Below are 11,126 nucleotides of genomic sequence, written 5' to 3'. Positions count from 1 at the left end.
GAGCCTGTTTTTAACGCCTCTGTGTACATGCAAACCGTCGGTAATCCTGACAATCCAGCAGTCGTTTTAGTGCATGGATTGGGTGATGAGGCTTCTACCATTTGGGAAAGCAGTATTGAACGGTTAAAAGATGACTACTTTGTGGTGACATTTGACCTTCCAGGATTTGGACAATCCAGTAAATCCAATGAGCTTTATTCTCCACTCAATTATGCCAAGTTTATTCACTATATCACTCAAACATATGTGAAAAAGCCGTTTCACTTGGTGGGGCACTCGATGGGTGGAGCGATAGCGCTGAAATATACCAGTATGTATCCTTCCGATGTGGAGAGTTTAGTGCTTGTAGATGCGGCGGGTATACTGCATCGCTCTGAGTACAATAACTTTTTAGTGCAAAATGGTGTCAATGCTTTTTTTGATGAGCAAAATGGTCTGATCCAAGGTCTTCAAACGCAAAAAGTAACCTCATTTATCGACAAAATTGCGGAGAAAATTGATCGTAAAATGTCTTTAGATATGGAAGTGGTTCTTTCCAGTGAAGATTTGCGAGCCACTATTCTTGGAGGAAGTCCTTATAGCATTGCCGCCGTTGCGTTGGTCGAGGAAAATTTTAACGGAATTCCTCAAAAAATTAATGCAAGAACGACGATTATTTGGGGTGAAACAGACACAATTGCACCTGTGGAAACGGGGTATGTGCTGCATAAACTAATGCCCAATGCCTCTTTGAAAATACTGCCACATACGGGGCATGTTCCTATGGTCAGTCATGAAGAAACCTTTTTAAATCTTCTTGAAGCACATCTTGTAAATCAAGATGGGATTGTGCGACCTACTGTGCCGCTCAATGCTCCCAACTACAGTGCCACTATCAGAGATATTGATGGTAGAGTTTATACGGGAAGAATTGGAAATATGAGCATCATTAATTCTCAAAAAATTATCATTAAAGATGCGGTGGTTGAGGAGTTGGCCATTATAAATTCGGATGTAAAGATTATCAACAGTACCATTAAAAGTACAAAATCGGTGGTACTATCGGCTCAAAATGCTAAAGTTTTTATTGTTGCGAGTGATATTTCGGGCAGAATAAAATTGCAAAATACCAAACTTCATCTCTTGGGCATTACGATGGATACCTTTGGAAAACCTATTGAAGCGCTCTCGACCTCGATGGTATTTTATTCGTTGTGTCAAATCAACAACAAACTGATTCACGGAAAAGAAATTTTAGGGCTACATTAAGTGATAAGTGCCTATTTTAGGCTTTTAAATACTACAAACTCAGTAAAATTTAATCTGAATGTCAATAGAATGAATTTAAATTTTTCTAAAGGATGGTAATGAAAAAGCTTCTGATGTTAACGATCGCCTTTGTCTTAAGTGTCACTTTTTTGGGGTGTGGAACGCCACCCGTTTACAATGTCAACAATAATGCCATTGCTGTGACTGCTGATAAAAAAGCCAGCATGTCTGATGTTGAAAAAGCCATTATCCGTGCGGGCGGAGGACTTGGCTGGATCATCAAAAAAGAGAAAGAGGGTTTGCTCAAAGGTACGCTTGTTTTAAGGACGCATACTGCAGTGGTTGCGATTACGTACAATACACAAGAGTACAGTATTAACTACGAAAGTAGTATTAATTTAGATTATAACGCGGAAAACAATACGATTCATAGTAACTACAACGGATGGATTCAAAACCTTAACAAGGCCATTCAAGTACAACTTAGCTTGCTCTAATGCATCAAAGAGGATGGCACGCTCTGCCATCCTTTTAGACTAATGGCATACATTTTTTCCCCATCAGCGTGGTAGAGATTTTATCCACGATGTGTAATTCGATAGGTAAATTGATCTTTCCAATACGGTGCTTAAGCGTACTTTTGACTGCTTTTTGTGTGATAGGCTGAGTGGTTTCTAAGAAAATTACCACCATCTCATCTTTCAGTTCCGCATTGTTATGTTTGACATGCACGAGTGCTTTCGAGATACCTTCTTGTGCTTCTAAAATTTCTTCGATTTGTGCTGTAGCATAACGTTTTCCTGCAATTTTGACAATGTTACTGCTTCGTCCTATCAGTTGAAACTTCCCGTTTTCAAGAATCGCATAATCAAAGCTCTGAATTTCCCCAGCTGTTTGTACCAAGCCCTCTTGCCATAGCGTTTTTGAGATAAAGGGGGATTTTACATGTAAAAGTCCTTCGGTATTGAGCGATGTCTCTACTCCGTGGAAAGGGCTCCAAAAGGTATCGTCTTGTTTTTTAAAAGCGATGCTTCCACATTCGGTTGAGCCAAAGAGTTGAATGAGTGTGGTGTTGAATTTGTCCGTAAATTCTTTGGCGATTTCGGTGGGCAGAGGACCTGTGGAACTAATAAATATCGTCTCGCTCAAATCTTTTACTTCATCCAGTCTGAGCAGTGATTTGATGTAAAGGGGTGTGGTCACGACAAGATGGTGAGGCTTTGCATATTCAAGTAGATCGTGCGGCAAAAAATGCTCTTTAAAGAGTAAATCCACATCCAGTTTGAGTGGCAGTAAAAGGGCGGCTAAAAAACCGTAGATATGAATGAATGGCACGGTTGCAACCACTGTTTGAATCTTGAAATTCCCAAATTCTAACAGCAAGGCTTCCATATCGGTTTCAATGTTCTCTCTGCTTTTAAAGGCACCCGTTGGAAATCCCGTACTGCCTGAGGTAAAAAACATGGCGGCAAAGTCGATCTCTTTGAATATTTCAGTGCCCAAAGACTCGATTTTTTCTTTTAAAGAGAGATTTTCTTGATCATACAAAATAGGCTTTGCGCCTGAAAGATAGGCTCTTAAAATCTCTAAGGCATTCTCTTCTTTGGTTTTGGAAGGGATAAGAAGTGTTTGATTTTTAAGCGCCCGGTCGATGAGGTGTGCGCTTTCATAGACGTTTTCACTGCCATCATCGTTTTTTAGAATGACTTTCAATGGCTTCTTCTCCCCATCAGTAAAATTAAAATAGCCCCTATCCCAATGCACGAAACAAGACCCATATAATGAAGTGCCCCGATGTCGCTAAAGACTAAAACGCCAAAGCCAGCAAAAGCGCTGATAAGAGAGGCTACAATCGTACTCTTTGTTTCGCTTTCAAGATGGTTACTCTTTCCCATATAAATACCATAGTCAATTCCAAAAGAGATCACAATAAACAGCATAAAGAGATGAATAATCGTAAAATGAAGCCCTAAAAGCGTTAAAATAAGAGCGGATGGAAGTAAAACATAACTCGAACTCAGTGCCAATGTTTTGCGGCAAACAGCAAAAAGGATGAAGGCGTTAAAAGCAACACTCAATGCCCCACTAAGAAGCAATTGATGCATAATTTTTTGAAGCGCAACCAGAAACATTCCTTTCGCATCAATAGCATAAGCAAAATCAAATTTTTCCAATAAACCTCGCTCGCTGTTTTTAACAAGTGCATAAGTGAAGTAGTGACCATCTTTCTGTACGACATCAAACCCCATCGCATTAAGCGTTTCGAGCTCAAGATTTGGGTAACTTGGAGATAAAAGCTGATCGTTATAGGCATTTTTAAAGAAGCCTTCACGAAAACCAATCTTAGTGGCTTCCTCTTCGATAAGTGTTTTTTTCTCTTTTACATGTAAAGCTTCAAGCTCTTGTTTTCGCGCTTCGTAAAAGGCTCTATCGAAAAAGTATGAGAGCGGTACGGTGGCATTTTTAAAACGATTTTTGATGGTATTACTATGCGCTATAAGCGCATCAATCGAGTTGGCTTCGATCAAAATTGGGGTATAGCCCTCTTTTTTAGCCGCGTCTTTAAAGAATTTCTCCTCTTTCATCAGAGCTGTATTTTGGTAGTCCAGTTTTTTGATGTCGGTATCGACCTGCAAAAAATAGACCGAAACCGCGATGGCTAGCAAAGAGAGTAAGGCGATGGCGCGGTAAGGCAGTGGAAGTGAAAATGTGAAATTGGCAAAAGGGTGTGCTTTTTTAAACCCAATAAGTGGAAAGAGAAAAACAAATTGAAGATAAGAGAAGACCAGTGAGAACATCGCAAACACACACACTTGTTGGATGAGTGGAAAATTGATCCACGAAAAGACCATAAACCCGCCAAAGGTGGTCAAAAAGCCATAAAAAGCGGAAGTATTAAAGCCTTTTTTATGCTCATAATGACCGTAAAAGTAGTAGAGAAACATGTAATCAATCGCGAGTGCGCCAATGGCATTTCCAAAGGCTAAAACAAAGACAGAGACTTCACTCCAAATCATACCAATGAGCAAAAACGAAAGCAGTGTTGAGGTGGCAAGCGTCACGATGGTGTTGATGAGAAGGTAAATATTTCGAATGATAAAAACATAGAGAATCAGAAGTAAAAGGGTAGAAAGAGCAATCAAAAAATTGACATCATTTTGAATTTTTTGCGAGTTTTCCACAAAATAAAATGTTGGGCTAAAGACACGAATCGTTTGCATGCCCTTGAGTTCTTGATGCACAAGATCGTAAACCGCTTTATAACTCTCAATGGTATTGGAGGTGTCTTTGATGCTAAAAACACTAAAATATCCAAAGTCACCTAAGGCTAAGTGACCATCACGAATACTCATGGCAATAGGTTTCTCTTTGGGGGTAAAATACCCCAGTGGATCATTGGCGTCTATTACAGTATAGTAGGGATTATTCACCATTCTTTCATAAAGAGTTTTGAGCTTTTCGTGAATGTTTGGTTGGTCGTCTTTATTCAGATTTTTCAGATAAAAAGCGTTCTTTTTGGTGTATTCTATAAGTGTTGCATTGGGGACAATGGCACTTTCTAGCTTCAAAAGATGGGATGCTAGCAGTTTCTCTTCGATGGTTTTTATGTGAGAGAGAGACTCTTTATCAAACCCTTCCGAAGCGATCAAGATTTCCTTAGAATTTTTGAAATGGGAATAGATTTCAAGTGCTTCTTTGCCCTTACTTTCAGGTAAAAAAGAGAGTAAATTGGTGGAGACATGCACCGAGTTTTGGTAAACGAAAAAAAGTGTGCCAACGATGGCAAATAAAAGAAGATTGAGGGTTTTAGTCCATGACTTCAATGGTGATCCTATCGCCGTTTTTAATCTTTACATGTAAAGAGTGAAGCTTCTTTTCATGCCGCACAATACGCACTTCTTCAAGTACCTCCGCCGCTACGCCTTTGGGGGTTAAAACGGTCTCATCTCCTTGTGTGGTTGCCTCAAAAAAGGAGTTGAGCAAAAGTGTATTTTCATCATGAACTGCTTTGATAATCATAAAAAAATAGTTCATGGAAGGCATACTTTGCGCATCAATCACCTGATAGCCTTTAGCATCTTGAATGGTGAGCTTTTCTTCAAAATAGGTCAAGACTTTAGGTTCTGGTTTGACATATTCAATGACAATGTTTTGCTCGCCAAAAGTGATGTATCCCTCTAAGGTGATATTTTTATCAAGCGCATAGAGATAGCGTGTCTCTTTAAAAGCAGCGCTGTCATTGGCAAAAAGAGAAAGAAAAAAGAGACAGCATAAAACGATGACTCTCATGTATCACATCCGTTTTAGGAAGATAAAATGACGGTGCAAGAACTGCACAATGCCACCTAGAATAAAAACAAAATACCAGCCAAAAGAAGAGTAGATAATCCAGTAGTGGTCATTTTTCAGCAGTAATATGCTGACGTGTAAAAGGATATTAACACTTGCAAGGACTATCCAAAAAATCGTTGAACAGTTGACGTAAGCTTCTTCTGCAGCGCTAAGAGTTCGTTTATGGATTTTGCGTGCGAAGTGCAAAATGATAGAATCGTTATCAAAATAACTTGCAATCAAGAAAAAGATAAATGCCAAAGAAATCAAAAGGGGTAGAAATTTGAGCACTAAAAAGTCATCTAAAAAATAGGCGCCTAGCGCTACCGCCATGTAAAAAAGAGGAAAAATTGTGGTTTTGACCTCTCGTTTTTTTTGACTCAAAAGCCAAAGTACACCAAAGCTAAAAAGTCCTATAGAGACTGTTTTAATATCAAAATAACCAAGAAGCACCACAACGATGGGTGCGTATAAAAACGAAAAAAGTATATGCATTACCGTACCATTCCCCCACTAATATTGATCACTTCACCATTCACATACGTTGCTTTATCGCCTAAAAAGAAGACGACTTCTGCTACCTCTTCAGGACGACCGAGCCGTTTACAGGGAATCAGATCGGTGATGTTCTTATCCACAGCATGAACCATCTCAGACTCAATCACACCTGGCGCTACGGCATTGACTCTGATATTATAACGTGCAACTTCTGCACAAAGCGCTTTGGTAAAAGCGATAATGCCACCTTTTGCAGCTGAATAGTTCACTTGTCCAGCATTTCCTACGAGACCAGAAATGGAGGAGACATTGACGATAGAGCCTGCTTTTTCTTTGATCATATTCGGTAGAATTTGCTTGGTGACATAAAAAAGGCTGTTAAGGTTAACATCCATAACATCACTCCACGCCTCATCTTCCATAAAGAAAAAAAGTTTATCTTTGGTGATGCCTGCATTGTTTACCAAGACGTTTACATGTAAAGATTCTAACGCCTTTTTCACTTCCTCTTTTTGCGTGATGTCAAACGGGATAATTTCACCGTTTTTGATCTCTTCAAGAAGTGCTAAGGCTTTCTCTTTGTGACGATGGTAGTGGATGTACACAAAGTACCCCTCTTTGGCAAAATAACGCACGATAGCTTCGCCAAGGCTACCTGTTGCTCCTGTGACTAAAACTTTTTTCATAAAGATACTTCCTCTTTCCAAAAAGGGTATAGATTGAACCATTGATGAGGGTACGCACGAACATGCGATGCAAAGAAATCGGCATAAATTTGCATGGCTTTGTGTATCTCTACTTCTGCATGGTTGTTTTTATTCATGACTATTTCAATAAATTCGATACGGTAATGTTGGGGCTTTTGATAGCTAAAGGCGATGCCCATGAGCGGCTTTTCGGTTTTGTACGCAATGCTAAAAGGGTTTTTATTGAATGCTGCTTTTTCGCCAAAGAAAGTGACAAACTCTCTGTTTTTGGCTTCCGTTGCACGATCAGCCATCATTGCTACAATTTCGTTATTGAGAAGTGCTGAAGCAATTTTCATGGTGACATACACTCCGCCTTTGGAGAGATCGATGATGTTGAGATGTGGATTTTTGGTTTCAAGATTGTCTTCAATACACTTGATGGGTGCGATGAGTGATTCTTGCATGACAATGTTAATTTTAAGATCTGAAAAACAGTTACCAGCACTTGCCCAACCGCCAAAATGCGATAAAAGCAAAATACCACCTTGATGAAGATGGTTCATCAAGGCTTCTTTGTTGGCTATTTCAAACGTATAATCTTGGGGGCTCACTTTGGAGACAAAACGGTCACACATGGTGATTGCAAAATGGCGTAAGTGTTCAAAATAGACTCTGTTGTTAAACGGTCGGTTGATATGCGCGTAGTAGTCTTTGAGCGCCTCTTTGACATTGCCCGCGACTAAAAATAAAAAAAAGGTTACAGGATACATCAGGTAATAAATAAAAGTGTAGCCAAAGAGCCTATAAAAGGTAAAAACGAGTTTGATACTCCATCCGCTTCCTCGCTGTTTTGTACTCATTGGTACTTTTTCTTGAGAAAAAATTTCCACGGTAAAAGTTTGACATGCACCATGACAATCGCCGCGGTATCCCAAAACTTTTTAAAGTGACTCACCCGCTCTTCGGGTGTGGGATAGTAACATTCAATGCTCACTTCTTTGATGATGCGACCTTTCCATGCGTGTTTGACAAGCACTTCCATCTCCCAGTCAAACCGTTTGGTTTTGATGATGAGGTCGAGTATGGAAGTCGGGTAAAGTCTAAAACCCGAAAGCGAGTCGGTAATACTCTGTTCGGTGTCCCAACATGCCCAAAAATTACTAAACCATCTGCCAAATTTAGAACCATTGGGAACATGATTGATCTCAAAATTACGTGCTCCAATGATGATCTGATCTTTACCATCGCAGGCGTTGCATATCTTTTCAATTTGAGAAGCTAAATGCTGTCCATCGCCATCTAGGCTGATAAAGTAGTCAAACCCACGTTTTTGAGCTTCGTGAGCGCCAGTCATGATGGCAGCGCCTTTACCTTGGTTGGTTAGGTGCCTGATAATCGTGAGTTTTTCATGCGGTTTTAAAATGATGTCAGCTACGTTGATCTTAGAGCCGTCATCCACAACAATCAAAGCGTACCCTTGTGTTAAAACCTCTTGTGCCACTTTCTCAATGGTAAGAGGATTATTGTACGTAGGAATCACAACAACGATATCATCTTTTTTCATAAGTGAGTTCTGCTACTTTTTGTTCATTTTGTGTGACACGAATTTTGAGTGTTTTTTCGTGCGTTTGCGTGTCGAACCAAAGCACACTAAGAGGCGTAATATTTTTTAAAAATTTTGCTTTTTGAATTTTGACAATTTCAATTCCTAAAATTTCTGCACTTAAATCAAGCAAAATAAACCCAGGAAGAATAGGATTTGTAGGAAAATGCGCTTGAAAAACGGGATGTGACGCGTCGCTAAGTCTCACACAAAAGCGTGCCCCTTCTTTACATGTAAGCGTATACAAATGGTTGAGTATCATACACTCCTTGCAGCGATTCTAAAACAAACAAGCGTATTATATAAATCTAGTTAAAATAAGAGCTTAAAAGAGAGTTTTCTGTTAAGGTTTCATTTACTTTTTTAGAAAATAAGGAACATTTGAATGAATCCATTTTTTAACGATAACGACAGTGTCTCTGCCCTAGAAGCACAGTACAACGCTCAACGCATCGCATTTGCACCGATTGTATTTCAAGTGGCACGCTCTATGCGCGATCTAGGCGTTTTAAAAGCACTCTATGAGCACAAAGAGGGTCTGAGCATCGAAGCGCTGGCAAAAGAGACCAATCTAAGCACATACGGCATCACAACACTGATCGAAACCAGTCTGAGCGCGGACATCGTCAAGCAAAAAGGCGAGCTTTATTTCATCACCAAAACGGGTTGTTTTTTACTGAACGATCCGATGACCATTGCCAATATGAACTACAACCACCATGTGAATTACCAAGGGCTTTTTTCTCTGGATGAGGCGATCAAAAGTGGCAAACCGACAGGACTCAAAGTCTTTGGCGAATGGGAAACCATCTACCCCGCACTTTCCATCTTGCCTGAAAACGCGAAACAGAGTTGGTTTACCTTCGATCATTTTTACTCCGACAGCGCGTTTCCTGAAGCGGTGAAAAAGCTTTTGAGTCTCAAACCGAGCAAAATTTTAGATGTGGGCGGCAATACAGGGAAGTTTTCGATGCTGATCGCAAAGAGCGATAAGGCTTTACATGTAACCATTATGGATCTGCCAGAACAGCTCGCATTAGCGCGTGAAAACATCGAAAAAGCGGGCTTACGTGAGCAGATTGACCTTTTGCCTGCCAATGTTTTAGCCCCAAAGCACAGCTTTCCCAAAGGGTTTGACATCATCTGGATGAGCCAGTTTTTAGACTGCTTTAGCGAAGAGGAGATTGTCAACATTTTAAGCAAAGCCAAAGAGGCGATGAATGAGCAGACCTTGCTTTGCATCATGGAGCCATTTTGGGACAGGCAACGCTTTGAAACATCGGCATTTTGCATCATCAACACCTCGCCTTATTTCACCGCCATGGCAAATGGATGCAGTAAGATGTACCACTCAAAAGACTTTATCAAGCTAATCGAAATGGCGGGATTAAAAGTCGATGAAATTATCGATCATTTAGGAGTTTGTCAGAGTATTTTGAAGATTAAGAGAGGTTGATAAAGAACAAAATATGGAGCAAAAATAGCGATAAAAGTAGCTTGTCCGCTTTATTTTCTATGAATTGTTCCATGAGCGCTCATCACCGGTAATTATTCCTTTTTGAATGAGTATCTTTCTAATTAGATTAAACCCTGTGTTTCCAATTGGAAGTACTTCAAGTTGGATAGGAATTCGATTTAACCCAATGCTGTCTTTTTGATGAAAAAAAATTGTGCCACTCCACAATCCTTTTACAACGCCAACTTGCAGATTGGAAAGCTTGATACTTCGTTTTCCAAAGTACAACCACTCTTTTGTAATATGAGTTTTATTTATTATTATACGTTTGAAAAAGCAAGCATCTACAAATTTACATATTCCTACAACAACGACTAATCCACCAAAGATTAAAGTAACCCATTGATTTAAACACATAAATCCTAACCCTAATATGATCATTGTTAGAAATGCGAGTGCGCTAAGAACACGTTTGCCATCATCATACATGAATATGTAAACAGATTTTTCTCTTACCATTATTGCTTGATCCATATTAGCCTACTTATGACATAAAAATGGGGAACTGGTTTTTTTATTTATTCTCATTTCATCGTTTATCTTTACATGTAAAGAATTTTAGACAACAAAAATAAAAAGTTATATAAAGTAGCCTTTTTGAAGATCAGAGAGTTTAGCTGTTTTGCGTCCAATCAAACTCCATCTGTTTGGCGGTATTAATGGCTAATTCTTGCCCCATCAGGCGCTCTACAAGGTGCAAACTCATGTCGATGCCAGCCGAAATGCCTGCGGAGGTGACGATCGAGCCTTCATCGACCCACCGCCTGTTTTCTTCTACATGTAACGTTGGAAATAGGGTACGAAGATCATCAATGTCTTCCCAATGGGTTGTTGAGGATTTGCCTTCAAGTAGTCCTGCTTTTGCTAACAAAAAAGCACCTGTGCAGATAGAAGCGGTGATGGTAGTGTGAGATGAGGTGCTTTTGATCCAAGAAATAATATCGTTGTCTTCGAGTTCTTTGGTCACCACGCCACCAGGAATGAGTAAAAGATCGGGTGTTGGATGTGAAGTAATGGAATAATCAGGGTGCAGTTTCAGCCCAGCTCTTGCGTAAATAGATTGTTTAGTTTTACCAACCGTAAAGACTTCAAAAGCAAGGTTTTCTGGAGAAGAAGCCGTTTTGTTAAAGACACGTGATGCAGTTGTGAAGACTTCATAAGGACCCGCAAAATCAAGGACTTCAACATTGTCAAAGATAAAAATACCCACTGAATATGCCATAAATTTCTCTCCTTCTTA

13 protein-coding genes are annotated in these 11,126 nt (G+C 39.7%); 3 read left to right on the top strand and 10 right to left on the bottom strand.

Annotated features, from left to right (window positions below; translation table 11 throughout):
* Nucleotides 1–27: 27 nt before the first annotated feature.
* A complete protein-coding gene (locus tag Sdiek1_RS13320) occupies nucleotides 28–1,248 on the top strand; it encodes an alpha/beta fold hydrolase (RefSeq protein WP_192866751.1) in 1,221 nt (406 codons plus the stop codon).
* A gap of 98 nt (nucleotides 1,249–1,346) precedes the next feature.
* Nucleotides 1,347–1,745 (top strand): hypothetical protein, encoded by a 399-nt coding sequence (locus Sdiek1_RS13315; RefSeq protein ID WP_087439545.1) that lies wholly within the window; start codon nucleotides 1,347–1,349, stop codon nucleotides 1,743–1,745.
* A gap of 34 nt (nucleotides 1,746–1,779) precedes the next feature.
* Here Sdiek1_RS13315 and Sdiek1_RS13310 read toward each other — a convergent pair whose 3' ends face one another.
* Genes Sdiek1_RS13310 through Sdiek1_RS13275 form a run of 8 tightly spaced genes read right to left on the bottom strand, consistent with a single transcriptional unit; the run spans nucleotide 1,780 to nucleotide 8,632 of the window.
* Complete coding sequence (locus tag Sdiek1_RS13310) at nucleotides 1,780–2,961, bottom strand: AMP-binding protein (RefSeq protein WP_087439544.1); 1,182 nt, start codon at nucleotides 2,959–2,961, stop codon at nucleotides 1,780–1,782.
* Entirely contained in the window at nucleotides 2,958–5,072 is a 2,115-nt protein-coding gene (locus tag Sdiek1_RS13305) for an MMPL family transporter (protein ID WP_087439543.1), read from the bottom strand. The genes Sdiek1_RS13310 and Sdiek1_RS13305 overlap by 4 nt, the downstream gene beginning before the upstream one ends.
* A complete protein-coding gene (locus Sdiek1_RS13300; RefSeq protein WP_087439542.1) occupies nucleotides 5,056–5,538 on the bottom strand; it encodes a LolA-like protein in 483 nt (160 codons plus the stop codon). The genes Sdiek1_RS13305 and Sdiek1_RS13300 overlap by 17 nt, the downstream gene beginning before the upstream one ends.
* 3 nt (nucleotides 5,539–5,541) lie before the next feature.
* On the bottom strand, nucleotides 5,542–6,075 hold the full coding sequence (locus Sdiek1_RS13295) for a hypothetical protein (protein WP_087439541.1): 534 nt from the start codon (nucleotides 6,073–6,075) through the stop codon (nucleotides 5,542–5,544).
* Nucleotides 6,075–6,764 carry an SDR family oxidoreductase gene (locus Sdiek1_RS13290; RefSeq protein WP_087439540.1) on the bottom strand — a complete coding sequence of 230 codons (690 nt, stop codon included), beginning with the start codon at nucleotides 6,762–6,764 and terminating at the stop codon, nucleotides 6,075–6,077. The genes Sdiek1_RS13295 and Sdiek1_RS13290 overlap by 1 nt, the downstream gene beginning before the upstream one ends.
* Nucleotides 6,761–7,627, bottom strand: coding sequence for a lysophospholipid acyltransferase family protein (locus Sdiek1_RS13285; RefSeq protein WP_087439914.1), 867 nt, complete (start codon nucleotides 7,625–7,627; stop codon nucleotides 6,761–6,763). Before Sdiek1_RS13285 ends, Sdiek1_RS13290 begins: the two co-directional genes overlap by 4 nt.
* A complete protein-coding gene (locus tag Sdiek1_RS13280; protein ID WP_087439539.1) occupies nucleotides 7,624–8,331 on the bottom strand; it encodes a glycosyltransferase family 2 protein in 708 nt (235 codons plus the stop codon). The genes Sdiek1_RS13285 and Sdiek1_RS13280 overlap by 4 nt, the downstream gene beginning before the upstream one ends.
* Nucleotides 8,318–8,632, bottom strand: coding sequence for an ApeI family dehydratase (locus tag Sdiek1_RS13275; protein ID WP_087439538.1), 315 nt, complete (start codon nucleotides 8,630–8,632; stop codon nucleotides 8,318–8,320). The genes Sdiek1_RS13280 and Sdiek1_RS13275 overlap by 14 nt, the downstream gene beginning before the upstream one ends.
* A gap of 123 nt (nucleotides 8,633–8,755) precedes the next feature.
* Between Sdiek1_RS13275 and Sdiek1_RS13270 the strand changes: the two genes are divergently transcribed.
* A complete protein-coding gene (locus tag Sdiek1_RS13270) occupies nucleotides 8,756–9,826 on the top strand; it encodes a class I SAM-dependent methyltransferase (RefSeq protein ID WP_087439537.1) in 1,071 nt (356 codons plus the stop codon).
* A 57-nt stretch (nucleotides 9,827–9,883) separates the two neighbouring features.
* Here the strand turns inward: Sdiek1_RS13270 and Sdiek1_RS13265 are convergent, their stop codons facing one another.
* Both Sdiek1_RS13265 and Sdiek1_RS13260 read right to left on the bottom strand, forming a co-directional pair.
* Nucleotides 9,884–10,360 carry a hypothetical protein gene (locus Sdiek1_RS13265; protein WP_087439536.1) on the bottom strand — a complete coding sequence of 159 codons (477 nt, stop codon included), beginning with the start codon at nucleotides 10,358–10,360 and terminating at the stop codon, nucleotides 9,884–9,886.
* Nucleotides 10,361–10,499: 139 nt separating this feature from the next.
* Complete coding sequence (locus Sdiek1_RS13260; RefSeq protein ID WP_087439535.1) at nucleotides 10,500–11,108, bottom strand: DJ-1/PfpI family protein; 609 nt, start codon at nucleotides 11,106–11,108, stop codon at nucleotides 10,500–10,502.
* Between the last annotated feature and the right edge of the window lie 18 nt (nucleotides 11,109–11,126).

The sequence above is a fragment of the Sulfurospirillum diekertiae genome, assembly GCF_002162315.1.
Taxonomy (GTDB): domain Bacteria; phylum Campylobacterota; class Campylobacteria; order Campylobacterales; family Sulfurospirillaceae; genus Sulfurospirillum.
Note: the sequence above shows the minus strand (reverse complement) of the source record. Positions and strands in the feature narration are given on the sequence as shown.

Bases quoted from the DNA above. Each gene is read 5' to 3' on its own strand.
- Sdiek1_RS13285 (WP_087439914.1), bottom strand. From the start codon at position 7,627: ATGAGTACAAAACAGCGAGGAAGCGGATGGAGTATCAAACTCGTTTTT.
- Sdiek1_RS13260 (WP_087439535.1), bottom strand. From the start codon at position 11,108: ATGGCATATTCAGTGGGTATTTTTATCTTTGACAATGTTGAAGTCCTT.
- Sdiek1_RS13320 (WP_192866751.1), top strand. From the start codon at position 28: ATGCAAACCGTCGGTAATCCTGACAATCCAGCAGTCGTTTTAGTGCAT.
- Sdiek1_RS13265 (WP_087439536.1), bottom strand. From the start codon at position 10,360: ATGGATCAAGCAATAATGGTAAGAGAAAAATCTGTTTACATATTCATG.
- Sdiek1_RS13290 (WP_087439540.1), bottom strand. From the start codon at position 6,764: ATGAAAAAAGTTTTAGTCACAGGAGCAACAGGTAGCCTTGGCGAAGCT.
- Sdiek1_RS13275 (WP_087439538.1), bottom strand. From the start codon at position 8,632: ATGATACTCAACCATTTGTATACGCTTACATGTAAAGAAGGGGCACGC.
- Sdiek1_RS13300 (WP_087439542.1), bottom strand. From the start codon at position 5,538: ATGAGAGTCATCGTTTTATGCTGTCTCTTTTTTCTTTCTCTTTTTGCC.
- Sdiek1_RS13280 (WP_087439539.1), bottom strand. From the start codon at position 8,331: ATGAAAAAAGATGATATCGTTGTTGTGATTCCTACGTACAATAATCCT.
- Sdiek1_RS13295 (WP_087439541.1), bottom strand. From the start codon at position 6,075: ATGCATATACTTTTTTCGTTTTTATACGCACCCATCGTTGTGGTGCTT.
- Sdiek1_RS13315 (WP_087439545.1), top strand. From the start codon at position 1,347: ATGAAAAAGCTTCTGATGTTAACGATCGCCTTTGTCTTAAGTGTCACT.
- Sdiek1_RS13270 (WP_087439537.1), top strand. From the start codon at position 8,756: ATGAATCCATTTTTTAACGATAACGACAGTGTCTCTGCCCTAGAAGCA.